This is a genomic window from Variovorax sp. GrIS 2.14 (assembly GCF_046115955.1).
In the GTDB taxonomy this organism is placed as follows: domain Bacteria; phylum Pseudomonadota; class Gammaproteobacteria; order Burkholderiales; family Burkholderiaceae_C; genus Variovorax.
Genome location: NZ_JBJXIA010000008.1, coordinates 1 through 25,142, shown reverse-complemented (window position 1 = coordinate 25,142; position 25,142 = coordinate 1). Strand labels below are relative to the sequence as shown.

At 63.9% G+C, this 25,142-nt stretch carries 24 protein-coding genes; 8 read left to right on the top strand and 16 right to left on the bottom strand.

The window, feature by feature from the left end; genetic code table 11:
• Positions 1-7: 7 nt before the first annotated feature.
• From RCH10_RS14395 to RCH10_RS14380, 4 genes are read left to right on the top strand one after another with little or no spacing between them, the layout of a single operon-like run.
• A complete protein-coding gene (locus RCH10_RS14395) occupies positions 8-1,171 on the top strand; it encodes an acyl-CoA dehydrogenase family protein (RefSeq protein WP_409052893.1) in 1,164 nt (387 codons plus the stop codon).
• Positions 1,168-1,578: a MaoC family dehydratase gene (locus tag RCH10_RS14390; protein ID WP_409052892.1), complete on the top strand. Its 411-nt coding sequence runs from the start codon at positions 1,168-1,170 to the stop codon at positions 1,576-1,578. The genes RCH10_RS14395 and RCH10_RS14390 overlap by 4 nt, the downstream gene beginning before the upstream one ends.
• 17 nt (positions 1,579-1,595) lie before the next feature.
• The gene (locus RCH10_RS14385) at positions 1,596-2,036 is read left to right on the top strand and encodes a MaoC/PaaZ C-terminal domain-containing protein (RefSeq protein WP_323500765.1); all 441 of its coding nucleotides are present in this window, start codon (positions 1,596-1,598) and stop codon (positions 2,034-2,036) included.
• A complete protein-coding gene (locus RCH10_RS14380; RefSeq protein ID WP_409052891.1) occupies positions 2,033-2,347 on the top strand; it encodes a hypothetical protein in 315 nt (104 codons plus the stop codon). The genes RCH10_RS14385 and RCH10_RS14380 overlap by 4 nt, the downstream gene beginning before the upstream one ends.
• Positions 2,348-2,408: 61 nt before the next feature.
• On the opposite strand, the gene RCH10_RS14375 is transcribed toward RCH10_RS14380, so the two are convergent.
• From RCH10_RS14375 to RCH10_RS14360, 4 genes are all read right to left on the bottom strand, one after another.
• The gene (locus RCH10_RS14375; RefSeq protein WP_409052890.1) at positions 2,409-2,912 is read right to left on the bottom strand and encodes a CinA family protein; all 504 of its coding nucleotides are present in this window, start codon (positions 2,910-2,912) and stop codon (positions 2,409-2,411) included.
• Positions 2,905-4,485 (bottom strand): DHA2 family efflux MFS transporter permease subunit, encoded by a 1,581-nt coding sequence (locus RCH10_RS14370; RefSeq protein WP_409052889.1) that lies wholly within the window; start codon positions 4,483-4,485, stop codon positions 2,905-2,907. The genes RCH10_RS14375 and RCH10_RS14370 overlap by 8 nt, the downstream gene beginning before the upstream one ends.
• An 11-nt stretch (positions 4,486-4,496) precedes the next feature.
• Positions 4,497-5,831: an MFS transporter gene (locus RCH10_RS14365; RefSeq protein ID WP_409053069.1), complete on the bottom strand. Its 1,335-nt coding sequence runs from the start codon at positions 5,829-5,831 to the stop codon at positions 4,497-4,499.
• A gap of 86 nt (positions 5,832-5,917) precedes the next feature.
• Positions 5,918-7,105, bottom strand: a complete 1,188-nt coding sequence (locus tag RCH10_RS14360; protein WP_409053068.1) for a multidrug effflux MFS transporter — start codon at positions 7,103-7,105, stop codon at positions 5,918-5,920.
• 59 nt (positions 7,106-7,164) lie between these two features.
• Here RCH10_RS14360 and RCH10_RS14355 point away from each other — a divergent pair, with 59 nt between their 5' ends.
• Positions 7,165-8,730, top strand: a complete 1,566-nt coding sequence (locus RCH10_RS14355; RefSeq protein WP_409052888.1) for a cation:proton antiporter — start codon at positions 7,165-7,167, stop codon at positions 8,728-8,730.
• A gap of 18 nt (positions 8,731-8,748) precedes the next feature.
• On the opposite strand, the gene RCH10_RS14350 is transcribed toward RCH10_RS14355, so the two are convergent.
• Together RCH10_RS14350 and RCH10_RS14345 are read right to left on the bottom strand one after the other, a co-directional pair.
• Positions 8,749-9,153, bottom strand: coding sequence for an SRPBCC family protein (locus RCH10_RS14350; RefSeq protein WP_409052887.1), 405 nt, complete (start codon positions 9,151-9,153; stop codon positions 8,749-8,751).
• 104 nt (positions 9,154-9,257) lie between these two features.
• Positions 9,258-10,121: a LysR substrate-binding domain-containing protein gene (locus tag RCH10_RS14345; RefSeq protein WP_409052886.1), complete on the bottom strand. Its 864-nt coding sequence runs from the start codon at positions 10,119-10,121 to the stop codon at positions 9,258-9,260.
• Between the two features lie 100 nt (positions 10,122-10,221).
• Between RCH10_RS14345 and RCH10_RS14340 the strand changes: the two genes are divergently transcribed.
• The 3 genes from RCH10_RS14340 to RCH10_RS14330 all read left to right on the top strand — a co-directional run bounded on the left by RCH10_RS14340 (position 10,222) and on the right by RCH10_RS14330 (position 14,347).
• The gene (locus RCH10_RS14340) at positions 10,222-10,779 is read left to right on the top strand and encodes a DUF4865 family protein (RefSeq protein WP_409052885.1); all 558 of its coding nucleotides are present in this window, start codon (positions 10,222-10,224) and stop codon (positions 10,777-10,779) included.
• A 139-nt stretch (positions 10,780-10,918) separates the two neighbouring features.
• Positions 10,919-13,108 (top strand): glycogen debranching protein GlgX, encoded by a 2,190-nt coding sequence (gene glgX / locus RCH10_RS14335; RefSeq protein WP_409052884.1) that lies wholly within the window; start codon positions 10,919-10,921, stop codon positions 13,106-13,108.
• A 39-nt stretch (positions 13,109-13,147) separates the two neighbouring features.
• Entirely contained in the window at positions 13,148-14,347 is a 1,200-nt protein-coding gene (locus tag RCH10_RS14330; protein WP_409052883.1) for an acetate/propionate family kinase, read from the top strand.
• A gap of 3 nt (positions 14,348-14,350) precedes the next feature.
• Here RCH10_RS14330 and RCH10_RS14325 read toward each other — a convergent pair whose 3' ends face one another.
• The 10 genes from RCH10_RS14325 to RCH10_RS14280 form a co-directional block, all read right to left on the bottom strand.
• Entirely contained in the window at positions 14,351-16,369 is a 2,019-nt protein-coding gene (locus RCH10_RS14325; protein ID WP_409053067.1) for a TonB-dependent receptor, read from the bottom strand.
• Between the two features lie 244 nt (positions 16,370-16,613).
• Positions 16,614-17,171, bottom strand: coding sequence for a hypothetical protein (locus tag RCH10_RS14320; RefSeq protein ID WP_409052882.1), 558 nt, complete (start codon positions 17,169-17,171; stop codon positions 16,614-16,616).
• A 129-nt stretch (positions 17,172-17,300) separates the two neighbouring features.
• Positions 17,301-19,610: an FdhF/YdeP family oxidoreductase gene (locus RCH10_RS14315; RefSeq protein ID WP_409052881.1), complete on the bottom strand. Its 2,310-nt coding sequence runs from the start codon at positions 19,608-19,610 to the stop codon at positions 17,301-17,303.
• Positions 19,611-20,052: 442 nt separating this feature from the next.
• Positions 20,053-20,334 carry a hypothetical protein gene (locus tag RCH10_RS14310; RefSeq protein ID WP_409052880.1) on the bottom strand — a complete coding sequence of 94 codons (282 nt, stop codon included), beginning with the start codon at positions 20,332-20,334 and terminating at the stop codon, positions 20,053-20,055.
• Positions 20,335-20,429: 95 nt separating this feature from the next.
• Positions 20,430-21,218, bottom strand: coding sequence for a hypothetical protein (locus RCH10_RS14305; protein ID WP_409052879.1), 789 nt, complete (start codon positions 21,216-21,218; stop codon positions 20,430-20,432).
• 492 nt (positions 21,219-21,710) lie between these two features.
• Positions 21,711-22,136 (bottom strand): hypothetical protein, encoded by a 426-nt coding sequence (locus RCH10_RS14300; protein WP_409052878.1) that lies wholly within the window; start codon positions 22,134-22,136, stop codon positions 21,711-21,713.
• A 269-nt stretch (positions 22,137-22,405) separates the two neighbouring features.
• Positions 22,406-23,026 carry a LysE family translocator gene (locus RCH10_RS14295; protein ID WP_409052877.1) on the bottom strand — a complete coding sequence of 207 codons (621 nt, stop codon included), beginning with the start codon at positions 23,024-23,026 and terminating at the stop codon, positions 22,406-22,408.
• 121 nt (positions 23,027-23,147) lie between these two features.
• Entirely contained in the window at positions 23,148-24,092 is a 945-nt protein-coding gene (gnd, locus tag RCH10_RS14290) for a phosphogluconate dehydrogenase (NAD(+)-dependent, decarboxylating) (protein WP_409052876.1), read from the bottom strand.
• On the bottom strand, positions 24,089-24,793 hold the full coding sequence (locus tag RCH10_RS14285) for a glutathione binding-like protein (protein WP_409052875.1): 705 nt from the start codon (positions 24,791-24,793) through the stop codon (positions 24,089-24,091). The genes gnd and RCH10_RS14285 overlap by 4 nt, the downstream gene beginning before the upstream one ends.
• A gap of 160 nt (positions 24,794-24,953) precedes the next feature.
• A partial coding sequence (locus tag RCH10_RS14280; protein WP_409052874.1) for a hypothetical protein occupies positions 24,954-25,142 on the bottom strand: 189 nt, incomplete at its 5' end.

Here is a 25,142-nt window from a genome sequence, read left to right as displayed (position 1 = left end):
CCATCCCATGTTCGACTTCTCCACCCCGCCCGACATGCAACTGCTCGTCGACACCGTGCGCCGCTTCGTCACCCAGGAAGTGCAGCCGCTCGAAAACGAAACCGAAGCGCTCGGCCACGTGCCGCTCGAAGCCTTGCAGCGCGTGCGCGGCAAAGCGCAGGAGCTGGGCCTGTTCGCGATGAACATGCCGGAAGACTGCGGCGGCGGCGGGCTCGACAACGTGACCATGTGCCTGGTCGAAGAAGAGTTCGGCAAGACCTCCGATGCACTCATCCGCCGCGTGTTCGGCCAGGTCTATCCGATGCTGCTGCCCTGCAATGCCGCACAGCGCGAGAAGTACCTGTTGCCTACGGTGAAGGGCGACAAGATCTGCGCGATGGCCATCACCGAGCCGGGCGCCGGCTCCGACGCCGCATCGATATCGACCACCGCGCGACTCGATGGCGACCACTGGGTGCTCAACGGCGGCAAGCACTTCATCAGCGACGGTGATATCGCCGACTACGTGATCGTGATGGCGCTCACCGACAAGGAGAAGCGGGCCCGTGGCGGCATCACGCTGTTCCTGGTCGACAAGGGAACTCCCGGCTTCAGCGTGAACCGCGTGCAGCCGATGATGGGCCACCGCGGCTACGGCCATGCCGAACTCTCCTTCGACGAATGCCGCATTCCGGTTGATGCGGTGCTGGGCGAAGTCGGCGGCGGCTTCAAGCTGATCATGAACAGCGTGGCCGGCATCCGGCTCGCGCACATCGGCGCGCGTGCCGTTGGCATGGCGTCGCGCGTGCTGGAGATGATGCGCACTTATGCGGCCGAACGTAAGCAATTCGGCCAACCCATCGGCGATTTCCAGATGGTGCAGCAGATGATCGCGGACTCGGCCACCGAGATCTTCGCGACGCGGATGATGGTGCTCAACACGGCATGGGAACTCGACCAGGGCCGCGAGCCGCGCGACAAGGTGTCGATGGTCAAGCTCTATGCCTCCGAGATGATCGGCCGCGTGGCCGACCGCGGCATCCAGGTCTTCGGCGGCATGGGCTTCTGCAAGGACTTGCCGCTGGAGCGCATCTACCGCGACAGCCGCGTGACTCGCCTGTACGACGGCACGTCGGAGATCCACCGCATGCTGATCGCCAAGGCCGTCATCAAGAACGGGCTCGTGCTTTGAACGGGCGGCCCGCGCTCAAGGTCGGCGACGCCATGTCGTTTCGCAAGACCCTCACCGTCGCCGAGCAGGCGATGTTCACCGGCATCAGCGGCAACATGGCGCCGCTCTACGTCGACAAGCGCGCAGCCGAGGCGGCCGGCTTCGACAACATGCTGGCCTTCGAGCTGAGCGCGATCGCGCTGGCGACCACGGCGCTGAATCGCGTCGCCGGCGTCGCATGGCGGCTCGGCGGCTTGCAGATCGACTTCGCGATGCCGGTGCTGGTGGGCGAGACGGTCGAGTCGCGCATCGAGGTGCTCGACGTTGCGGACGACGCCGTGTCTTGCAGCGTGCGGTGCACCAAGTCTACCGGTGAGGTGATGGCACAAGGCACGGCCAGGCTTGTGCCCGTGCAAGCGCGCGGCTGAAAAAACGAATCAGCGCCATGTACGAACTCAAACCCTTCGACAGCCTGCATGTCGGCGACTGCGTGTCGGTGCGCAAGACCATCACCGAAGCCGACGGCGCGCTCTACATCGCGGCCACCGGGGACTTCGGCCCGGTGCACGTCGACGACAGCTATGCCCAGACCACGCGCTTCGGCAAGCGGCTTGCGCCCGGCATCATGGTTGCCGGCATCTGCACCAGCGTGCTGACCGCCGAACTCGCGGGCACGCTGGGCGTGTCGATCGAAGACCGCTTCTGGTTCACCGGGCCGGTGTTCTACGGCGACACCATCGAGTTCAAGGTCTGGATCGCACAGATGAACGCCGGTACGCGCACCGTGACCTGGCAGGCCAGCGCGGTGAACGAAGCCGACAAGGAAGTGCTGAAGGCCGAGGCCACGCTTAAGTTCCCGCGGGTGAAGCCGAAGGTGGCGGCATGACGGGCATCTCGACTGCGGTTGCGGCGCCTCAACTTCACATGGTCCGCGTCGATGTCGATCCCGCGCATGAGGACGCTTTCAACCGCTGGTACGAAGAAGTGCACGTGCCCGCGCTGCTGGCCTGCCCTGGCTGGTTGTCGGCACGGCGCTTCGTGTCGCTCGAAGGCGGCCCCAAGTACGCGGCCATCTATGAAGTGGCCGGCGACTGGGTCTACGACACGCCGGAGTTCCATGCAGTGAAGGGATTTATGGATTTCACGCCGCATGTGCGCAACTTCATGCGGCAGCGCTTCGCGCCGATGGGAAAGTAGCGGCCCCGCTCGCGCGTTGCGTCGTGGCAGCGACGTTGTGCAGCCACATCGTTTTGTCCGCTCAGGTTGTGGATGCGTTCAATGTTCGCTCGAACAACGCGAGCAGATGGCGCGCGAACAAGTCCATGTTCATCGCGCGGTCGGTCTCGCCGGTCATCACGGTTTCCAACGCCACAGAATCGCCAACTACTGCCAGACAGACGCGGCCTGCCGGGTCGCCGTACGGACTGCCGACCGGCCCCGCGGCACCGCTCTCGCTGATGCCCCAGGTCGCGCGATGGATGTCGCGTGCCTTGCCGGCAACGAGCTGCGCATAGGGCTCGGTTTCTCCCCGAAGACCGGCCATGTCGTCGGTGGTCAGACCAAGCAAACCCTTGCCGGCACGGCGCGAGTAGACGACCGCGCCACCGAGGAAATAGGCCGACGCGCCGGGGATCGCAAGCAGCGCTGCGGAGACGAGTCCGCCAGCCGATGATTCCGTGACCGCAACGGTTTCTCCGCGCGCACGCAGAACGGCGCCGACACGGGCAGCTATCACCGCCAACGGCTCGGGTAAATCAGACATCGAGAACCTTTCGATCGAGAGCGGCGGCTTCGACCGGCGCCGCCTTGCCACTGATCATCCACCACGCGCTCGCCGCGCTCAACAACGCCAGCCCGGCGCACAGCAGCATGACCCAGCGAAAGCCGCTGACAAAGGCTGCGGCCACCGCATGCTTGAGCACCGCTGTGGTCGCCGCATCGAGCCCGGCCGGCAACAAGGCGCCTGCGAGTTTGTCGCGTTCCCCTTGCAAAAATTCCGTGACCGCAGGCGAAGCGCCGACCGCATGCAGTCGCTCCATCAGCGCGGCATCGAACACCCACGCCATGACCACGCCGAACACCGCGATTGCCAGCACCGATGCGGCACGCGACACCGCGTTGTTGACGCCCGACGCCACGCCTGCGAGATCCGGCCCGACCGCGTTCATCACGGTGGTGGTGAGCGGTGCCACGGTGATGGTCATGCCCAGGCCCAACACCACGACGGCCGGGAAGAATCCGGTCCAGTAACTGGCCCCGACGCCCGGCACCGCGAACAGCGCGAAGCCTGCGGCCGCGATGGTCGGGCCGATGACCAGCGGCAAGCGCGGCCCGAAGCGATCGACCAGCTTCCCGGCCCAGCGCGACAGCGCGAACATGATGAGGATGAACGGCAGCAGCGCAGCACCCGCGACGGTGGCGGAGTAGCCCTGCGCCTGGATCATGTTGAGCGGAAAGAAGTACAGGCCGCCGCCGAGCGCCGCATAGAGCAGCAGCGTCAGCAGGTTCGCGCCACCGAAGTTCGCGACCTTGAAAAGACCGAGCGGCAACATCGGCGACCGCAGCCGGCTTTCGACCACGACGAAGGCAACGGTCCCGGCCACGCCGAGCACCAGCGCCGTCAGCACGGCGCGCGAGGTCCAGTGCTGCGTCGGTGCCTCGATGAAGGCGTAGACGATGCCACCCAGCGCCACGGTGGCCAGCAAGGCGCCCCAACCGTCGAGCGCGCCGGCCTTCGGGTTGCGGCTTTCGGGCACGTGGCGCCATACGAGCAAGAGCACGACCACGGCCATCGGCACGTTGATCAGAAAAGCCCAGGTCCACGACAAGCGATCGACCAGAAAGCCGCCAAGCACCGGACCGATGGCCGCAGTGATGCCGCTGAAACCCGACCAGGTGCCGATGGCGCGTCCGCGTTCTTTTTCCGGGAACGACGCGCTGATGAGGGCCAGGCTGCCGGGCACCAGCAAGGCACCGCCGACGCCCTGCACTGCGCGCGCCGCGATGAGCTGATGCACGTCGCCAGCGGCGGCGCAGGCTGCCGACGCCAATGCGAACAGGCCGACACCGATCGCGAAGATGCGCCGCCGCCCGAAGTGGTCGCCCAACGCCCCGCCCACCAGCAGCAGCGCCGCCAGCAGCAGGGCATACGACTCGACGACCCACTGCGCCTGAAAAGCCGTCGCATGCAGGTCACGCTGGATGGCAGGCAAGGCCACGTTGACGACCGTGCCGTCGATGAAGGCCATGCTGGAACCGACGATGGCGGCCGCCAGCACCCAGGGCCGGGAGGCCGGCGGGCATGGCGTCGTATCGGACTTGCCGATCTGCGTCATCGGCCCAGACTCTACTTGCCGCGAGTGCGCAGCACGCTGAACACGCCGGCCAGCGCGGCGCATGCGGCTGCTACCGCCAGGGCGATGACCTGGCCACGCCCTTCGTGCGGACCCCACGCACTGAAGATGGCGGCCAGCATGACCGCGCCGAGCGTTTGCCCGGTCAGGCGCGCGGTACCCAGCATGCCGCTCGCGGCACCACTTCGTTGCGGCGGGGGCGAGGTCACGATGGTGTGGTTGTTCGGCGACTGGAACAGCCCGAAGCCGGCACCGCACAGCGCCATGCGCCACACGATGTTCAGGTTGGAAGGATCGGCCGGCAACGCGGCCAGCAGCGCCAGGCCCAGCGCCATCAATGCCATGCCGATGCCGCCGAGCAGACCGTCCGGGACGCGGCCGATCAGCCGCCCCGCGACGGGCGCAGCCACCACGATGGCGAGCGGCCAGGCGGTGATGAGCAACCCGGCCTCGATGTGCGAACGGTGCAGCGTCTCGAGCAGCATGAAGGGCAGCGCGATGTACGACAGCATCTGCGCGCTGAAGGCGCCGACGGAAGAGCACATCGACAGTGCGAACACCGGAATGCGCATCAGGTCGACCGGGAACAGCGGCACCGCCAACGTGCGCTGCCGCAGCAGGTAGAACACACCCACGACGATGCCTGCCGCGAGCAGGACCCACGCCATCGGGTCGGCGCCCTGCCCGCCTTCGCGCACGCCGAGCCGGTCGGCGCCGATGAAGATCAGCGAGAACATCGCGATGTTCAGGACCACGTCGACAAGCGAAAAGCGCGAGCCCGCGGCCGGCGCCACGCGGTTGGCGGGCAACGACTGCATGCCGAGAAAGAACACCGCGATGCCGAGCGGCACGTTGAGCGCGAAGAGCCACGGCCATGACGCCACCGACAAGATGGCCGCCGCGACCGATGGTCCCGCGACCGAGGCCGTGGCAACGACCAGCGAGTTGATCGCCATGCCGCGCCCCAGCTTGGTCGACGGATAGATGAGCCGAACCAGCGCCGCATTCACGCTCATGATCCCGGCGGCGCCCAGGCCCTGCAGCGCGCGGGCCGCGATCAATGTACCGAGCGAGTTCGACAGCGTGGCACCGAGCGATGCCAGCGTAAAGAAGGCCATGCCGACGAGGTAGACGCGGCGATAGCCGACCAGATCGCCCAGCGAGGCCAGTGGCAGCAGCAACACCAGGATGGCGATCTGGTACGCGTTGACGACCCAGATGGCGTGCGACGCACTGGCGTTGAGTTCGCGCGCGATGCCGGGCAATGCCAGGTTCACGATGGTGCCGTCGAGCACCGCCACCGCGATGCCCAGGATGATCACCATCATGGCGCGGTTGCGTGCCGGCTGGGCCAGGCCATCGCAGAGCTTGGGCGCGGCGTTAAATGCGCCGGACGTGTTGGACGCCACGGCGCTCACAGGGCCTCCTCCATTTTCGGCGCCGTGCGCCAGCCGCCCAGAGTGAGCCAGGTCAGCACCGCAGCGACGAACGCCCCTGCGGCCATGCCCGCGACCATCGGCAACGGTCGGCCATCGGTAAAGAGCCCGACCGCCGCCATCATGAAAGCGCCCGTCAGCATCTGCAGCGTACCGAGCAAGGCCGACGCCGTGCCGGCGATGGCGCCATGCGTTTCGAGCGCGAGCACTCCGGTGGTCGGTATCACCAGCCCCATGAAGCCGCTGGCGATGAAGTACAGCACGATGAGCACCGCCAGCCGGTCACCGCCCGAGGCGAAATAGGCGAACAGCGCCAGCATGACGGTGCCGCAGGCGAGCACGCCGAACTTCACGACCCGCACCAGGCCGAAGCGTTCACCCAGCGCGCCGGTGAATTGCGAGGCAGCGATGAAGGCCGCTGCGTTGACACCGAAGGCCACGCTGTAGACCGCCGGCGACAGGCCGTAGTGGTCGATCATCACGAACGAAGAGTTGGCCAGGTAGACAAAGAAACCGGCCAGCGCGAAGCCGCCGATGAAGACCAGGCCGAGGTAGTGCCGGTCGCGCAGCAGGAGCCAGTACGCACCGAGCGCGCTGCCCAGACTGCTCTCGACGCGCTCCGATGGCGGTCGCGTTTCGTCGAGCTGCATGAACATCATCGCCATGCCCGCGACCGACGCCACCATGACGACCCAGAACACACCGCGCCAGCCGCTGAGTGCGATGACGCCGCTGCCCGCCAATGGCGCGAGGATGGGCGACACGCTGAACACGAGTATCAGCAGCGACATCAGCCGCGCCGCATCCGTGCCGGTGTGCAGGTCGCGCACGATGGCGCGCGGAATCGCCATGCCGGCAGCCGCGCCCAGCCCCTGGATGAAGCGCAGCACGATCAAGGTCTGGATGTCGGTGGCCAGTGCACAGCCGACACTGGCAAGCGCGAACAACGCCAAACCCGCATAAAGAGGAGGCTTGCGCCCGACCATGTCCGACACCGGTCCATACAACAACTGACCGATACCGAGAGACAGGAAGAACGCCGTCAGGCTCATCTGCACGGCACCGATGTCGGCCCCCAGGCTTTGCCCGATGGCCGGCAAGGCCGGAAGGTACATGTCGATGGCGAAAGGACCGATGGCGGAGAGCAGGCCCAGCAGCAGGGCCATTTTCAGAAAACGGGAAGGCATGTTGCGATTGTCGCAATCCCGGTAACCGGTCATTCGATATGGTCTTGTTCGAAAGCATGCTGACGCTGCTGGTCATCGCGTTGGTATTGCTCCAGGTGTCGCGCCGCTGGCCGGTGCCCTACCCGGCCATGCTGGCGCTGGCGGGTGTGGTGGTGGCAGCGCTGCCCTGGGCGCCGGAGATCGGCATCGATCCCTCGCTGGCGCTGGCGTTGTTCATCGCGCCGGCGCTGCTCGATGCGGCGTTCGACTTTCCGCCGCGGCATCTGCGGCGCTACTGGTTGTCGTTGATCTCGTTGGCTGCGGTGCTGGTGCTGCTGACGACCGCGGCCGTGGCCTGGCTCGGTGTCGCGGTGGCCGGCCTGCCGCTGGCGGCGGCCATCGCACTCGGCGCCATCGTCGCGCCACCCGACGCCGCAGCGGCCAGCGCGGTGCTCGCGCGCTTTCAGTTGCCGCGCGCCACAGTCAGCGTATTGAAGGGGGAGAGTCTGCTCAACGATGCGGTCGCGCTGCTGATCTTCAGCGCGGCGGTGGCATCGGTGGCCGCCGGTTCGGCCGGTGCGCCCGCGGCCACCGGCGCGGCTGCGACCACGCCGGTGGCGCTGTGGCTGGCCGTGCCGGGCGGGCTATTGCTGGGCTTCATCATCGGCAAGATCCAGGTGGCCGTGTCTGCACCCCTGGCGGGTTCGCTGGGCGGCACGCTGTCGGAATTCGTCTCGACCTTCGGCGCCTGGGTGCTGGCTGAACGGCTGCATCTGTCGGCCGTCCTTTCGGTCGTTGCGCTGGCGATGACGGTGGCGCGCTATGCGCCCGAGAAGACCGCACCGCGCGACCGGGTGCATTCGTATTCGGTCTGGGACACGACCGTGTTCGTACTCAACGTGCTGGCCTTCCTGATGGTCGGGCTGCAGGCCCGGGGCATTGTCGAGCGGTTGCCTGCAAAGGAGCTGTGGCCGGCGATGGCTTTCGCGGGCGCGGTGCTGTTGGTGGTGGTCGTGGTGCGCATCGTCTGGGTCATGTTCTACAACCGCGTGCTTCACTTCTTCTCCATCAAGCAGGGCGCGCGCAAGGTGCCGACGCTGGCGCAAGGGATGTTGACCTCGTGGTGCGGCATGCGCGGTCTGGTCACGCTGGCCACTGCGCTGGCATTGCCGCAGCACTTTCCGCAACGCGACCTGATCGTCCTGAGCGCCCTGGCCGTCGTGCTCGGCACGCTGGTGCTGCAAGGCCTGACGCTGGCACCGCTGATCCGGCTGCTGCGCTTTGCAAGGGACGAATCGTTCGACCATGAATTGATCGCCGGCCGCATCGCGCTGATCGACGCGGGCAAGGCCAGCGTCGAGAACGAGCGCGGCGATGCGGCCGAGGCACTGCGCGAAACGCTGAAGGCCGACCGCGAGGCCATCGACGCCGGCAAGCACCCGCGCGAAGCCGCCAAGATCGACGACCTGACGCGCCGCAGCATCGCGGCACAGCGCGCCAGGCTTGCAGACTTGCGACGCTCGGGCGAGATGGAAGAAGACGTGTTCCACACGCTGGAAGAAGAACTCGATTGGGCCGAGCTGGCCGCCTCGCCGCCGAGCAGCTTCGAGCTGGTCGAAGGCTGAACGGGCCGCTGACTCGCACTACGGCGTGGTTGAGCGCTCCAGCGTGCGCTTCATGATGGCGGACGCCTCTTCGACCATCGCGTTGAGCGAAGTGGTGAGCGTGTCGGGCAACACGTCGGTGATCCAGACGATCTGGCAGGTGGCTGGTCCGGTCTGAAACACCTGAACCGAAGCGTTGTGGTGTGCCGCGCGGCTGCCCACGGCCGAGTACGCCAACCGGTGCGCCGCGTCATCGACCGCCAGGATGATTTCGCGCGCCACCACGCCGTTGGCGAAAGTGACGATGCGCGCCTTCGGTTCCAGTTTGACGTCGACGACGAAACCGGGCACCAGCCGCTCGTGCACCACCTCCCAATCGCGCACCGCCTCCCAGACTTGCTGGGCCGGAGCCTGGATATCGATTTGCTTGTAGATGGATGCCATGCGCGCATTCAACCTCAAGGCAGGTTGAAAAGCGAGTCCATTCTGTTCGCTTGCGCACAATCGGCATGAAGCATCGTCAGCCACAGCAGTGCACATTTCAAACCTCAGACTCGAGGCAATTGCCCGCTGACCACTTCCTTGACGACCGACCACAGTTGCACCGCCGCAGGGTTGGTCGTCGCACCGTCTCGGTGAAGCGAGACCCGAACTTTGTGCAATCGGGGCAGTCTCAACGCCGCGCTTGCCGATGCAAGCTCTGGCGGGATGTGCGCCGTCGTGCGTGCGGTGACACCCAGCCCGGCCTTCGCAGCGGCCCATATGCCGGACACGCTGGCACTGGTCAGCGCAATCCGCCACGGTCGTCCTGCGCGGTCGAGGGCATCGGTCGCCGCCTGACGAAACCCGCAGGGCTGATCGAGCACGAGAAGCGGAACCGCCGCGTCAGCACCCAACGAAAAATTCGGGCTCGCGATCCACTGCACGGGCAGGCTCGTCAATATTTCTGAAGTTGCCGTGTCCGCGTCGCCGAAGGCGAGAACCAGATCCAGATGGTCCGACTTCAGCGCGGACAGCAACACCGGGCTGCGATCCACAGTCACGGCAATGCGCACAGCCGGATACGCTCTTGCAAACTGGGCGAGAGCCTGCGGCAGCCAACTGTCCGCAAAGTCCTGCGGCATGCCGAATCTCACTTCGCCCGCCAGATGCACGCCTTGCACGGCGAGCAATGCGTCCCCATTGATCTGCAGCATCCGCCTGGCAAACCCGACAAGCAGTTCGCCCGCCTCGGTCAAGGCCTGCTGGCGCCCGGACTTGCGGAAGAGCTCGGCTCCGACTCGTTCCTCCAATGCCTTGATCTGAAGGCTGATGGCACCTGGAGAACGATGAAGCTGAGCGGCGGCTTTGCCGAAGCCGCCGAGGTCGACAGCAGCCACCAGCGTTTGCAGAAGCGATAGATCCAAGAGCATGCGTAAGAAATTCTAAACTGTTAACGATAAACAAATCGTTTGTTTAAACGTTCCGGCAGACCTAGATTGAGATCCTTCTCTCACCGCCCAAGGAAACGCCATGCTGGCTATGCAATACGGTTTTGATTTTCCCGACGACTTCGATCTGGACTCGGTCCGCAAACGCATCTCGGAGATCGGTGCGCGCTTCGACGGGCTGCCGGGCCTTCACCTGAAAGCCTTTTTGGTGGCGGCATGCTCGGGCGCCGCGCCCAACCGCTATGCACCGTTTTATCTGTGGAACGACCCTGCAGGGATGACCGCTTTCCTCATGTCTGACTCGTTCCGTGCGGTTGCGGCAAAGTACGGCCGGCCCAAGGTGCGGTCGTGGAGTCCAATCGCCCACCAGCATGGCCCTGCGCGCGCAATGACGCCGACGTTCGCCACGCAGCAATTCATCGACTTGCCGCCGAACACAGACCTCGTCGCGCTCGCAGCTACGGAGCGAGACGCTGCCGGGCTGATGGCCGGCGCGTCGGGATTGCACACCGTCTTCGTGGGGCTCGACCCGCATGCCTGGCAGCTGACCCGCACGGCGCTTTGGTCCAGCGCACTGCAAGGCATCGCCGACGCACGAACGTTCGAGCTGCGTTACCTGGCGACAGGTAGCGGGTATTGACTGCACAAATTCGGCTGCAGCACTACCGACTCCGTCATCACGGTGATTTCGTCGCAGCCCCGCTTCGAGAGGCTTTCGCCTACGAGCCGGCGAGCCGGAAAGCCGTCGGTTTGTCGTTGTCATCCGCGATGATTCAGTGATGACACAAACGTATTCGATCGAAGAAGGAACGGCTCACCCGCTGGGCGCCACTTACACCGGCCACGGCGTCAACTTCGCGCTGTTCACCGCGCATGGAACCAAAGTCGAGGTCTGCATCTACGACGAGGCCGGCATCGAGGAGTTGGCCCGCATCACATTGCCTGAATACACCGACGAGGTCTGGCACGGCTTCGTGCCCGGCTTGCAGCCCGGTGCCCGTTACGGCTACCGCGTGCACGGCCCGTACGAGCCTGAACAAGGCCACCGCTTCAATCACCACAAGCTGTTGATGGACCCGTACGCCAAGGCGCACATGGGCGAGCTGAAGTGGGGGCCGGAACTCTTCGGCTACACCGTCGGCCACGAAGATGCCGACCTGAGCTTCGACGAGCGCGACAGTGCGCACATGGTGCCCAAATGCGTGGTGGTCGATTCGCACTTTCAGTGGAAGCAGACCCGAAACGTTCGAGTCCCGTGGGACCAGACCGTGTTCTACGAAACCCACGTGCGCGGCTTCACCATGCGGCGGCCCGACGTGCCCGAGCACATGCGTGGCACCTTCGCCGGCCTTGCGCAAGACGGTCCTATCAAGCACATCCGCGAACTGGGCGTGACCAGCGTCGAGCTGTTGCCGATCCAGATGTTCCTGAACCAGCCGTTCCTCACGGATAAGGGCCTCACCAACTACTGGGGCTACGACACGATGGGCTTCTTCGCGCTCGACCAGCGCTACATGGACGGGCCCAACATCGACGAGTTCAAGGCGATGGTCGACCGCTTCCACGAGAACGGGCTCGAAGTGATCATGGACGTGGTCTACAACCACACGCCAGAAGGCAATGAGCTTGGCCCGACGCTGTCTTTCAAGGGCATCGACAACGCGAGCTATTACCGGCTGATGCCGGGCGGTGGTGCAGACGGCAACGGCGCTGAAGGCCCCGGTGCGCGCTACTACATCAACGACACCGGTACCGGCAATACGCTCAACCTGAGCCATCCGCGCGTGCTGCAGATGGTGACGGACAGTCTGCGTTACTGGGTGACGGAGATGCGCGTCGACGGCTTTCGCTTCGATCTGGCGACCATCCTGGCGCGCGAGCCGTACGGCTTCGACGAAGGCGGCGGCTTCCTGAAGAGCTGCCGGCAAGACCCGGTGCTGTCGAGTGTCAAGCTGGTGGCCGAGCCATGGGACATCGGCCCCGGCGGCTATCAGGTCGGAGGCTTTCCTCCGGGCTGGGCCGAGTGGAACGACCAGTTCCGCGACAACGTGCGCGCCTGGTGGAAAGGCGACGAAGCGCTGGCGCCCAAGTTGGCGCAGTGCATGTCGGCCAGCGGTGACCGCTTCAACCATCGCGGCCGCCGTCCTTGGGCCAGCGTCAACTTCATTACCGCGCACGACGGCTTCACGCTGGCCGACACGGTGAGCTACAACGAGAAGCACAACGACGCCAACGGCGAAGACAACCGCGATGGCTCCTCGGACAACCGCTCGTGGAATTGCGGCGTCGAAGGCGACACCGACGATGTGGCGGTGCTCGACCTGCGCGCACGGCAGCAGCGCAACATGCTGGCGACCTTGCTGCTGTCACAGGGCACGCCGATGGTGTTGGCCGGCGACGAGTTCGGCCGTACGCAACAAGGCAACAACAACGCCTATTGCCAGGACGACGACATCTCGTGGTTGCACTGGGAAATCGACGAACGTGGTCAGGCGCTCAACCGTTTTACGCAACGTCTGACGAAGCTGCGTAAAGAATTGCCGGTGCTGCGCCGCGGACGCTTCCTGTCAGGCGACGTCAAGGAAGAGACGCAGCTCAAGGACGTGACGTGGCTCGCGCCCGATGGTGCCGAGATGGATTCGGGCCACTGGGACGACCCGCAAACGCGTTGCTTCGGCATGCTGCTCGAAGGCACCGCGCAAGCTTCTTCGATCGCGCGGCCCGCCGACGATGCGACCGTGATGATCATGATCAACAGCTGGCAAGACGCGATCGAGTTCAAGCTGCCGGCGCGTGCCGACGGTGTGCATTGGTCGCGCCTGATCGACACTGCACTCGACCCGCAGGAGCCCGAGGACTTCGAGCCAGAGGCGATCTACACGGTCACGGGAAGGTCGATGCTGCTGTTTGTCGCTGCCGGTGAAAAGCAGTCTGCGAACGCGGTCGCGGCGCTCGTCGCATCGCTCTGACGATGGTGCGGTGACTGAGCGTCGGTACAAGATGCACCCATGGCACGCGACGTACTCCTCACCTTCAACCCTGGCTCATCGACGATCAAGCTCGGGCTCTTTGCGATCGAAGACGGCAAGGCGCGAGCGTTTGGGCAGGGTGCAATCGATCTCCGGCACAAGCCGCTGTCGCTGAAGATCGAGGAGGCGAATCGACCGCTTCAGGTGACCTTGAAGTCGCACGCCACAGAGGACCTGCACGACGTTATCGATGAAACGCTCAGCTGGCTCGCGAGCCATTTCCAGTCCGACAAGCTCTTGGCTGTTGCGCATCGCGTGGTGCATGGCGGCGATCGTTTCGACGGGCCGACGAAGATCTCTGACGACACGCTGGCGGCCATCGATGCGTTGTCGTCTCTCGCCCCGTTGCATCAGCCGCAGAGCCTGCGTCTGATTCGCGCGGTGCAAAAGCTGCGTCCTGACTTGCCGCAAGCCGCGTCGTTCGACACGGCGTTTCACCGCACGCAAAGCGACCTGGTGCGTCGCTTCGCCCTGCCCCGCGATCTGTTCGACCAGGGTGTCAAGCGCTACGGTTTTCACGGGCTCTCGTACAAGTTCATTGCCGGCCAACTGGCACTGAACGGCGATGGCGACGTGGGCGATATCGGCGACCGCGTCGTCGTCGCCCATCTGGGCAGCGGCGCGAGCTTGTGCGGCCTGGAGAACGGCATCAGCCGCGATACCAGCATGTCGTTCTCGACGCTCGACGGCATTCCGATGGCGACGCGCCCCGGTGCGCTCGATCCCGGCGTGCTGCTGCATCTGCAGAAGGAAAAGCGCATGTCCCTCGACGCGCTCGAAGACATGCTCTATCACCGCTCCGGATTGCTCGGCGTCTCCGGCATTTCAGAGGACAGTCGCGAGCTTGTCGCCAGCGATGCACCGGAAGCACGTCAGGCCTTGGCACTGTTCGCATTGCGCGTTGCGCGCGAGATGGCGGCGATCGCCACCACCCTCGGCGGCCTGGACGCCATCGTCTTTACCGCCGGCATCGGCGAACATCAGCCGAGCGTTCGCGCGGCCATTGCGGCGCATCTCGGCTGGCTGGGAGTGCGCGTAGACGCCGAGGCGAACAACGCACACAAGCTTCGCATCGACGCACCCGACAGCGAGATCTCGCTTCTCGTCATGCACACCGACGAAGAACATGTGATCGCCGACGAGGCATGTCAGGTGCTATTTCATATAGAAGTGAGATAGCGGCTAAAAAGTCCATTTGGCGCTGACTCGCGCACTGCGCGGTTCCATCGGATGCACATGCCGGTCGTTCACGCCGCCGTTGCACGATCCGCTGACGACCTCGCCGCTGGTGCACGACGCGTAGTAATACTCGATGTCGTTGCCCTTCTTGCCCGCGATGTTGAACACGTTCAGCCCGAGGGTCAGGTGCTTGTTTACCGCGTAGCTGGTCCCGAAGTTCAGTAGCGTGGTGGAGCGTGAGCGCACCGTATTGAGCGTATCGAGCGCGCGTGGCCCGAGGTAGCGCAGCCAGAGCGACGCGGTCCACGGCCCATCGATATAGGTGACGCCGGTCGCCAGCACGCGCTCCACCGCGTTGTCGACGTAGTTGCCCTCACCTTCCGGCGCGATCCCTTTGAAGCGGGCGCGTGACAGGGCGGCGTCGACCTCGAAGCGAAAGGCATTGTTGAGCTTCCACTTCAGCGTCGCCTCGATGCCGCGACGGCTGCTTGCCCGGCCCGGCTCGGTCGAGCCTGCGTCGCCGACATAGACCAGCTCCGAGTCGAGGTCGAGTTTCCAGAGCGCCACGGTCGTCGTCAGGTCTTCGTTGGGCTGAAAGCGCCAGCCGAGCTCGGCGCCCTTGCCCTTCACGAGCGCGGGCACGCGGTCTGCAGCCTGGCCGGTCTGCGGATCGACGCTGATGGTGGCGCCACGCACATCGTTGCTGTGAAAGCCGACACCTGCGTTCAGATAGAACTCGTGCTGTGGCGTGAGCGTGAAGATCAACCCCGCCTTCGGGCTGGCCAGCGAGTCGTGTCCCTTGCCACTGTTGAGCGGACCGTAGACCGGCTCGCGGCCCTGCACGTCGTAACGCAGCGTGTCCCCGCGCAGCCCCACGTAGCCGCGCCAACGGTCGCTGAAGTACACCAGCTGCTGCGCGTAGATCGAGAACAGATCCTCCGAGACCTTGTCGTCTCGCACTGTCGACAGCCGTTGCCGCGCTTCTGTGTTGTAGAGCCCGACCTCGCCGATGCGGTCGCCACGCCACGAGGCGCCGAAGGTGAGCACGCCGTCGAGCGAGCCGATCTTGTTGGGCATGACATGCGAGGCTTGCGCGCCGAAGATGTTGCGCCGGTCGGTCTGCTCGAACTGGTCGCCGTTGACCGGGTTGTTCAAAAAGTAGGTGAAGTCGGAGAACAGCTTGAAGCGATAGGCGATGGCATAGGCGCTGACGTTGGTCTCGCCTGCGGCCGTCTTGTTGAACCACTTGCCCGACAGGCTGACGCGCTGGGTTTCGCCGCCATCGGTTGGGTTGAGCGAGCCGAAGCGCGGCAACGCGCCGCTGTCGATCAGGCGCTCCGGCACCTGGTCGGTCGAGGTCCAGCGACTCTTGTAGGCCATGCCGGTGATGCTGAAGCCTTGCGTCGGCGAGCCCTGCGAATAGCGCAGCACCGCGTTGGCCTTCTTCAGGTCTTCCGACACGTTCCATGGGCCGTCGTTGCCAACGAGCTCGACGGCGCCGAGCCAGGTCTGGTCACCCACGGTGCGTGAGCCGGCGGCCAGCAGGCGCTTGTAGTTATTCGAGCCGTAGCTGATCTCGGCGAACGGCGCATCGAGTGCACTGAAGTAATCGAGCGACGCGCTGCCCGCTAGCGAGAAGTCTCCGCCTTCGGCAAAGTAAGGTCCTTTGCGGTACTTCACGCCGGACACCAGTTCGGGGATGAGGAAGTTGAGGTCGGCGTAGCCCTGTCCGTGGCCGTGCGTCGGCATGTTGACGGGCATGCCGTCCAGGCTCACGGCGAAGTCGGTGCCGTGGTCAAGATTGAAGCCGCGCAGGAAGTACTGGTTGGCTTTGCCGTCGCCGGAGTGCTGGGTGGCGACAACGCCCGGCACGGCTTCCACGATGTCGCCGGGGCGCAGTTTCGGTCGCGCCTGGAATACTTGGCGCTCGGCCGCACCTTCGCTGGCACTGTCGGCCGCGCCGATGGTGGCGTCTCGCGGGCCGCGCACTTCGATTTCTGGCAGATGGCTGTCTTGCGCCATTGCGGGTCCTCCGAGCAATGACAGTGTGCCGAGCGTGGCGCTGAAGACGCGAGAACGGCAATTGGAGCGCGTCAGTGTTTGGATTCGAGCCATGCGAATCTCCTCTTGTTTGGGTGGGTTGGTTGCCATTGGAGTGCGCGTGGCGATGCGCAGCGTCGCGCGATACTCGTCGCGAGCTTCAGAGCGGTAGAGGTTTCAAACGGCGCCGCCGCGCTCGGCGGGACGCCCGACTGTCGTCAGTCGTTCAGGTCGACAGTGCCTGCGGCGGCCGCTCGATGCGCCACGGGTCGGCGCTGCCCGGTGCAACCGACCGTGCGACTCTCCAAGCCTTGCCGAATGCTTCGGGGGGTGGAGGCAAATCGACGTCGTTGCTGGCCGCCATGAACACGAACGACGCACTGGCTTGCGCCGTGTCGGTCGAGTCACCGCGGTCGGCAAAGTCGGAAGCGTCGTCCAGAATCACGCTCGTGTCGTCGAGCTGGTGATGATGCCGGAGGCCGAGTGCGTGGGCATACTCATGAGCCTCAGCCTGGGCTTCAGCGCGGTCATGCGGATGGCTGCGCGCATTGCTGTACTGCATGCGCCGAAAGTCGCGCCAGCCACTCATCGAATCCTTCGCGTCGCTTGCGACGATTCTTTCAGTGACCTCCGCGCGGTGGGTGTGCCGCGCCCCCAACATCGCCGTGACCGCAGCCGAGACGGCTTGCAGCGGAAGGCTCACCGCGAGGATCGCAACGACCAGCCACTGAAGCAGCCGAAACGCTTCGCCCAACGTTGCCAGCCCTCTGGGAAGAGCTGGCAACGCGTGGCAAAGTCTGGCTTGCGGAGTTGGCATGGAGCGAAAAATGCTATTTGAATCCAGACTTGGTACGCGGGGAACATGCCGGCGGATTCAATCGCTCTGCGACGGTAACGGGACGGTAACGCGAAGTCAGGCGAAGTCAGGCGAAGCAAGTCGGAGTCGCACCGGAATCGACTTTGCAGCCGGCACCTTGCTTTGCTCGGCGTGGTGAGCGAGCGGAATCAGCGGATTGCATTCCGGGTAATAGCCGGCGACGCAACCAGCCGGGATGTCGAAGCCGGTGATGCGCAGTCCTGGCACCTCGCGCGTGTGCCCGTCGTCGACAGCGGTCGACGCGGTCACGATCGCGCCTTCGGCCAGCCCGAGCCGGTCGATGTCGTCGCGGTTCATCAACAGCACCTTGCGCGTGCCGTACACACCGCGAAAGCGATCGTCCAGGCTGTAGACGGTGGTGTTGAACTGGTCGTCGCTGCGCATGGTCATGAGTCGCAGCACGTCGGGGTCGGTCTCCGGCGCGTCGGGGTCGGCAACCAGGCTCTTCACGACCATGAAGTTGGCCTTGCCGCTGCTGGTCTTCCAGATGCGCTCCCGTGCCGGAATCGGCCGCTGAAAGCCGCCGGGAATGCGAAAGCGCTGCTCGAAGTCCCGGAAAATTTCCGGGTACGTGGCCTCGATGGCGCTGCGCACCCGCCCGTAGTCGGCGACCCAGTCTTGCCAAGGCACCATCGGGTTGGGCGCGAGCGTCGCCTGCGCGATGCCGGCAATGATCGAGGCCTCCGAACGAAGGGTCGACTCGGCCGGCTCCGCAACGCCTTTGGAGGCGTGGATGAAGCCTGTCGAGTCTTCGAGCGCCACGGTCTGCTCGCCGCTCGCCTGCCGATCGATCTCGATGCGGCCCAGGCACGGCAGCAGGTACGAGACCTCGCCGTGGATCAAGTGACTCCGGTTGAGCTTGGTCGCCACGTTGACAGTCAATCGTAAGCGACGCCAGGCCGCCTCGACACGCTCCGTCTCCGGAACCGCCCGCACAAAGTTGCCGCCCAGCCCGATGAAGGCGCGAACCGACCCGTCGATCACACCCTCGCAGGCCTCTACGGTGTTCAGCCCCTTGGTGCGCGGCGGCTCGAATGCGTACAGCGCGGCCAGCTTGTCGAGCGGCGCCAGCGCCGGCTTCTCCGTGATGCCGACCGTGCGCTGGCCCTGCACGTTCGAGTGCCCGCGCACTGGGCAAATGCCTGCGCCCGGCCGGCCGATGTTGCCGCGCAGGAGCAGCAGGTTCGACAGCATCTGCACGTTCTGCACGCCCTTGCGGTGCTGTGTCAGGCCCATGCCGTACACCGCGATCACGGCGTGCGCTTTGGCATAGACCAGCGTTGCCTGCTCGATGTCGTCGCGCGTGAGTCCCGACTCCTTCTCGATCCCGGCCCACGAGGCTTCGCGGACCGTTGCCGCGAACATCTCGAAGCCGCTGGTGTGCTCCGCCAAGAAGTCGACATCGAGCACGCGCTTGATGCCAGCGAGCCTTGCGATATCGTCCATCGCGATGAGCGACTTGCACATTCCGGTGAGCACTGCGATGTCACCACCGATCTTTAGCTGGTGGTACTGCGTGCTGATCTTCGTCTCGGCCAGTGTCAGCATCTCTATCGGCGACTGTGGATTGGCGAAGCTCACCAGCCCGCGTTCGCGCAGCGGGTTGAAGGTGACGATCGGCACGCCGCGTTTGCGCGCGTCTTGCAGCTGATGCAGCATGCGCGGACTGTTGACGCCCGTGTTGTGGCCGAAGAAAAACATCGCGTCGGTCTGCTCGAAGTCGTCGAGCGTGACAGTGCCCACTGGCACGCCGATGGTCAACGGCAGCGCGACCGATGTGCTCTCGTGGCACATGTTCGAGCTGTCGGGCAGGTTGTTGTTACCGTACAGCCGGGCCAGCAACTGGTACATGTAGCTGGCCTCCAGCGAAGCGCGACCTGAGGCGTAGAACACAGTCGACTTCGGGTCTTCGGCGCGCAACTTTTTAAGCTCGACGCCGATGTCGGCATAGGCATCTTCCCAACTGACTTCGAGGTAGCGATTGGTGGCGGAGTCCCATCGCATTGGCACCGTGAGACGGCCGCCGACTTCGAGTTCGTGGTCGCTCCAAGTTTCCAACTCGGTCAATGTGTGTTCTTCGAAAAACTTTGCCGGCATGCGCTTGCCGGTGAGTTCCCAGGCGGTCGCCTTGGCGCCGTTCTCGCAGAACTCGGCGAGGTGCGGCTTGGACGGCTTGGCCCAGGCACAGCTCACGCAAGAGAAGCCGCCGGGCTTGTTTTGAACGAGCAGTGCTTTGGTTCCGGCGACCAGGGCTTCTTCCCGAATCAGGTAGGTCGTCACTGCCTTGACGGAGCCCCAGCCGCCCGATGGATGGTCATTGGGCTTGAATTCGGGGACTGCGCTCATCGGGGACTACCTTTTTGAAACGGCCGGTGCCGCAACAGGCATCGATGTCTCGAAAGGTAGTCAAGGGAAGCGGCTTGTCAGGTAGGGTAGACGGACCGCGCTTTGTAAGACTGAGGGATGCTATTGCTGCTACGGCTCTTGCGCGAGCCATGTGACGGTACGCGCCAACACTTATCGCGAATGACGACGACCCACAGGTATGGGCGAGGACAAGAAGACGGCGCGTTGACGATGCGCTCGTGCGGGGCTCAGGCCGGCGCGGTGCACTACTCCGCTCATGTCCCCCGGCTTCGCCTCCTCCTTTACTTCGCTGCGCAGTACAACCCACCGGCCTGAGCCATGTGAGGGCCGCGGTTGATCGGGGTGTGCGACCGGCAGCTTCGGGCCCGAAGCAGACATCCACGATGCCCGAAAGCAGACGTCCGTCAGGGCCATGGCGCCACTACCCCTGAGCTTTCGCCCACCGCTTGTGCAGTGCGAAGCTACGATGCCGGGTCCGTTGCTCGTACTGTCGTCCGCGACCGATGGCTTCAAGCCTCGTCGCGATTACGGAGTCGATTGGTGCGCCTTGCTCCAGCCACCCGACCGCAAGCGCGGGCCAGTAGTCGGTCGGCCAGTTCAGCGCACCGAGAAGAATCTCGCTTGCAGGCATCGAACCGGAGTACGCCGAGTACGGCGACTCCAGCGCCGGTAGAAAGCGAATGAACTCGGAGTCTGATGACATGGCTTAGTGGCTGCCCTTGGCCGACTGTATACGGTGACGCCGAACGGGCATTCGTGCCCATCGCAGCTGTCCGGTGCCTGAAAGCGGACGTTGGGCTAGTGCTTGCGAAACTTCCACCAGGAACGTCTGGCGGGGGTGCTTGTCGCAGGCTCCGAGCCCTCAGGTTCAAGGCGCCAGAAGCCATACGGGTTCTTAAAGAGTGATGAAGCGTCGTACAGCACGCCCTCGTCTTCTAAGATCCTGTAGACGGGAGCGTCCGAAGCCACAGAAAAGGTTTGGCCAGTACGGATGTCCGCTTTCTCAGCGAAGGCATAGAGTGTGAAGGCCCGAAGTAACTCGACAGGGTCTTCCGTGCCATCTGCTGCGGTGACCACGTCCTTCAGGCCAAGATTGTGCATACCGCACGAGTAAACGTCAGTGCCGGTGAGGTACAGGACGCAAGCTTCGTGAACACTGAAAAGATGCAGATCACCGCAGAACCTGCGCCACGTCTCTGGGCTATGCGCAAGGCCCGTACTCTCGACCTTGACGCCAAACCCTCCCGCATCTAGCAGCGCACGCGCGGCGTGCATCAACGGAGCAAAGTTGGTCTCTGAGCCGCCGTGACCGATTAGATAAATGACAGAATTGTGGTTCTCAATGCGCGTCATTTCATCGGTTTGCCCCCAGTGAGGGCCAGCCACCTTGAAAGCAAACAACATTCTCTCGTCGCGAGCTTCCATCTGAAGCTCGCATGAGGTGCTGGTCTTCATGTCCATCAACAACATGCCAGCGAAAATATAGCCCGTGTTTGCCTTGACGAGTTGCCTCGTCAGGTCCGCTCTCTCTACCCAAGGGCCGGGGATGCATAGCACGGCCTCAGGAACGGCAACGCCATCTTTCATTCAGTGCTTTCTTTTAAACTGTTTGGTGTGGATGTCCGTTCTTGGCCGGAAGCGGCGTTGAGATTCATCATCATCTTCTGACTGGCCAGTGCGGCCTCATCTGTTCTCGCCAATGCCCGTAGAGGGCGTTCCATACAACCTCGACGTACGTGTCGTCGTCCGTTGCAGACGATGGCTGAGGAAACCAATCGATGAAGGAGCCCATGCCACCGCCTGCAAATGGCGCCAACGCGCCCGCCACGCCGGGAGCATCGCGCGCCTCCATTGCATGAAGGACTGCGTCCAGCCGCTCAAGCCAACCGCTTGAGTGGCCGTGAATCTCGCAGAACTTGCGAATGGCGCGCGTCGTCGCTAGCTGGCCTGCCGTGAACTTCAAAGTGGTTGACTGCATCATGTTCCCATGAAGGTATCGAATTTGGCCCATCCAGGCGGGCGATTCTGAACGAGCCTCGAAGGTCCGGTCTTGGCCGACAGTAGCCAAGCAATTCGCTGTCATGAAGTTTTATCTTTGGGGTATCGACTCCCCGGCATGGCCCCCCCGCTGCCGGCGTCGCCAAAGGGGTGGCCGTTGACGAGTGCCACAAATGCCTCTCCAACTTCGATCAGCAGATTTGTAGGGATACCGGCGGTCCAACGCCCGCTTGCTATCCCCATGAGGTTCAGCGCGTTCTTGTCGATCAAGCCAGTGTTTTCGCGAAGTGCTTCAAGCAACGATGCAATCGCGCTTAGAACTACCTGTCGCCCTTCCTCAGTGGCGGTGTCAACGTCAAGGGAAAGCATTGATGAGCCTGAAATGAAGCCGCGCGATGCAAGGAGCCAGTCATCGCGAATTCGATGAGCCAATGAGTACTGTTCTTGCGAATCTTCAATGTGAAGAGCTGCAAATCGCAAAAAGAGCTCAAGGATGGAATCGTTCATCCAAAAACCCTTGCCATTGATACTGACAAATGACGTGGACATATGCAGTTCCCGAATCCGTGAAGTCCTTGCTTTTCGCGTTTGGAGGGTTAGCGCTCTGGACCGCGCTTGCCGCGGAGGACGGATCCAAACGCAATCAAAATCACTTCAAGCGGTCGGACAACTCAACTGCTGACCCAATCTATTCGACGCAGAAGTTACCGCCGTGAGCGTTGCCAAGATCACTTCGAGCAATCGTGTTGTATGACCGGTTCTGGCCCGATTGCCGCCTACGACTCGCGTCGAGCAAGGCCAAGGAAAATGCCAAGGCCAACCATCGTTCCACCTGAAAACCGAGTCAGCCATCGAGCGCGTGCTGCACGCGCGGCTCCTGAGTCAAGAAGCTTCTGGGCTGCGAATACGGCGACGACATCTACGGCGGTGTTGAGAGCCACGCAGACGCTGCCAAGCATTGCCAGCTGCGGAATTAAGGGCTCTGATTGCAAGGCGAACTGTGGAAGAAATGCGAGGAAAAAGAGCGCAGTCTTAACGTTCAGAACCTCGACCACGATGCCTTCGAGAAACGCGCGATGTACACCCTTCGAGCCGCTGACCTCAACGCCCTGCGCAGTCCTGTCCCTGCTCATGAGTATGCGAATGCCGAGGAAGACAAGGTAAGCCGCGCCGATGTACTTGATCACATTGAAGGCCATTGCTGACTGCGCAACCAAGACTGACAGGCCGAGAGCTGCAGCCAGGACGTGCGCCATTCCGCCGACGCCAGTGCCTAAGCACGAGGCCAGACCTTCACGGCGGCCGCGGGACACCGTCCGGGCCACCACATATGCGATACCCGGGCCGGGCGTAATCGCAAGAAGGAAAGCGGCTAACAAGAAGGTGACGAGCGACATTGATTACCTTGAATATTCGTATGGCTTCGATCCTGATAGGTCTGCTCCTGGCCCGATTGCGGTCTTAACCCACCGTCGTTGATATGCGCCTACGGCGCCAGCCCAGCCTCACCGTGAACCCTTAAACCTTCGGCGGCTCCGTCTTGATCGGATGCCCCCCAAACTCATTCCGCATCGCAGCCAGCAGCTTGTCGGTGAAGGAGTCGTCGTCGCGCGAGCGCAGCCGTTCGAGCAACGACAACGTGATGACCGGCGCAGCCACACCCAACTCGATTGCCTCGTTCACGGTCCATCGCCCTTCTCCCGAATCGGCGACGTACGGGGCAATTCCGGCCATGGTCGGGTTCTTGCCGAGCGCGTCGGTCGTGAGGTCGAGCAGCCATGAGCGCACGACGCTGCCAGTGCGCCAGATCTCGCCGACCTGGTGCAGGTCCAGCGCGAAGTCGGTCTTGTGCTGCAGGATCGAAAAGCCTTCGGCGTACGCCTGCATCATTCCGTACTCGATGCCGTTGTGAACCATCTTGGTGAAGTGCCCCGAGCCGACCGGCCCGACACGGCCCCAACCCGCATCCTTGCCAGGCGCCAGCGTTTCGAAGATCGGGCGCAGCGCAGCGACCACCGCTTCGTCGCCGCCGATCATCATGCTGTAGCCCTCTTGCAGACCCCACACGCCACCGCTGGTGCCGCAGTCGACATAGGCCAGTCCTTTGCCGGCGTACGCCATCGCGCGGCGCAGCGTGTCTTTGTAGTTGGAGTTGCCGCCATCGATGACGGTGTCGCCCGGTGCCAGTAACGCGAGCAATGCATCGACGGTGTCGTCGGTGATTTTGCCGGCCGGCACCATCAGCCACACGACGCGCGGAGCCTCCAGGCTCCGAACGAGCGACGCGAGCGCATCGGCCGATGTCGCGCCCTTGGCTTCGAGCGCGGTCCGTGCCGCAGCATTCGGGTCGAAGCCGACGACGTGATGCCCGCCGCGCAGCAAGCGTTCTGCCATGTTGGCGCCCATGCGGCCGAGGCCGATCATTCCAAGCTTCATCGATGTGCTCCGTTTCGTTTTGTTCAACCGCGCTTGGGGATAGCGAGGCCGGCGGCCACAGCCGGACGCGCCACGAAAGCAGCCAGCACGCGCGCCACGTTCGGGAAATCGGTGAAGCCGACCAGCTCGCCAGCTTCGTAGAAACCGACCAGGTTGCGCACCCACGGAAAGATCGCGATGTCGGCGATGGAGTACGCGTCGCCCAGCATCCAGTCGCGGCCCGTTAGGCGTTTTTCGAGCACGCCGAGCAGCCGCTTCGACTCGGCTGCATAACGATCGCGCGGCCGCTTGTCTTCGTAGTCCTTGCCGGCAAACTTGTTGAAAAAACCGAGCTGCCCGAACATCGGTCCGATGCCGCCCATCTGGAACATGACCCACTCGATGGCTTCGTAGCGGCCGGCCGCGTCCTGCGGGATCAGCTTGCCGGTTTTCTCGGCGAGGTAGAGCAGGATGGCGCCTGATTCGAACAGGCCGAGCGGCTTGCCGCCCGGTCCATCGGGATCGAGGATGGCTGGGATCTTGTTGTTCGGGTTGAGCGACAGAAACTCCGGCGACATCTGGTCGTTGGTTTCGAAGCTGACGAGATGCGGCTCGTAAGGCAGCCCGATTTCCTCCAGCATGATCGCGACCTTGACGCCGTTGGGCGTCGGCAGCGAATAGAGCTGAAGGCGGTCGGGATGCGCGGCTGGCCACTTCCTGGTGATCGGGAAAGTTGAAAGATCGGTCATATGCGGAGGGTTTCGAAAAAGATGGGCCGACGCTGAGTATCTCCGCGATACCCCAGAAAATCCTGCGGCGGGCAGGTCCGGCAGCACCGGCTTTTGCAGCCCATGTGTCGGGCAGCACACGATCTTTTCGGATCTCTGCTAAAAAAGTTCAGCGCTTGCATCAGCCATCCCGTCGGACCAACGCGCTTTCAAAAACCTTTCGTTGATTTGTCCTTGCCATGATGTCTTTCACAAGTCGAGCGCCCGGCCCGCGGCGCATCGAATCAGGCGTCGTGCGCCGCTCGAAGGCCCGAAGCTTTGCGTGGGCGTTGAGTCTCTTTGCCGGTGTCGGGCTGGCCCCGCCGGCGAT

Coding starts and splice junctions, on each gene's coding strand:
- RCH10_RS14395 (WP_409052893.1), top strand. CDS start 8: ATGTTCGACTTCTCCACCCCGCCCGACATGCAACTGCTCGTCGACACC.
- RCH10_RS14385 (WP_323500765.1), top strand. CDS start 1,596: ATGTACGAACTCAAACCCTTCGACAGCCTGCATGTCGGCGACTGCGTG.
- RCH10_RS14380 (WP_409052891.1), top strand. CDS start 2,033: ATGACGGGCATCTCGACTGCGGTTGCGGCGCCTCAACTTCACATGGTC.
- RCH10_RS14375 (WP_409052890.1), bottom strand. CDS start 2,912: ATGTCTGATTTACCCGAGCCGTTGGCGGTGATAGCTGCCCGTGTCGGC.
- RCH10_RS14370 (WP_409052889.1), bottom strand. CDS start 4,485: ATGACGCAGATCGGCAAGTCCGATACGACGCCATGCCCGCCGGCCTCC.
- RCH10_RS14365 (WP_409053069.1), bottom strand. CDS start 5,831: ATGATGGTGATCATCCTGGGCATCGCGGTGGCGGTGCTCGACGGCACC.
- RCH10_RS14360 (WP_409053068.1), bottom strand. CDS start 7,105: ATGGCCCTGCTGCTGGGCCTGCTCTCCGCCATCGGTCCTTTCGCCATC.
- RCH10_RS14355 (WP_409052888.1), top strand. CDS start 7,165: ATGGTCTTGTTCGAAAGCATGCTGACGCTGCTGGTCATCGCGTTGGTA.
- RCH10_RS14350 (WP_409052887.1), bottom strand. CDS start 9,153: ATGGCATCCATCTACAAGCAAATCGATATCCAGGCTCCGGCCCAGCAA.
- RCH10_RS14345 (WP_409052886.1), bottom strand. CDS start 10,121: ATGCTCTTGGATCTATCGCTTCTGCAAACGCTGGTGGCTGCTGTCGAC.
- RCH10_RS14340 (WP_409052885.1), top strand. CDS start 10,222: ATGCTGGCTATGCAATACGGTTTTGATTTTCCCGACGACTTCGATCTG.
- glgX (WP_409052884.1), top strand. CDS start 10,919: ATGACACAAACGTATTCGATCGAAGAAGGAACGGCTCACCCGCTGGGC.
- RCH10_RS14330 (WP_409052883.1), top strand. CDS start 13,148: ATGGCACGCGACGTACTCCTCACCTTCAACCCTGGCTCATCGACGATC.
- RCH10_RS14325 (WP_409053067.1), bottom strand. CDS start 16,369: ATGGCGCAAGACAGCCATCTGCCAGAAATCGAAGTGCGCGGCCCGCGA.
- RCH10_RS14315 (WP_409052881.1), bottom strand. CDS start 19,610: ATGAGCGCAGTCCCCGAATTCAAGCCCAATGACCATCCATCGGGCGGC.
- RCH10_RS14310 (WP_409052880.1), bottom strand. CDS start 20,334: ATGTCATCAGACTCCGAGTTCATTCGCTTTCTACCGGCGCTGGAGTCG.
- RCH10_RS14305 (WP_409052879.1), bottom strand. CDS start 21,218: ATGAAAGATGGCGTTGCCGTTCCTGAGGCCGTGCTATGCATCCCCGGC.
- RCH10_RS14300 (WP_409052878.1), bottom strand. CDS start 22,136: ATGAACGATTCCATCCTTGAGCTCTTTTTGCGATTTGCAGCTCTTCAC.
- RCH10_RS14295 (WP_409052877.1), bottom strand. CDS start 23,026: ATGTCGCTCGTCACCTTCTTGTTAGCCGCTTTCCTTCTTGCGATTACG.
- RCH10_RS14285 (WP_409052875.1), bottom strand. CDS start 24,793: ATGACCGATCTTTCAACTTTCCCGATCACCAGGAAGTGGCCAGCCGCG.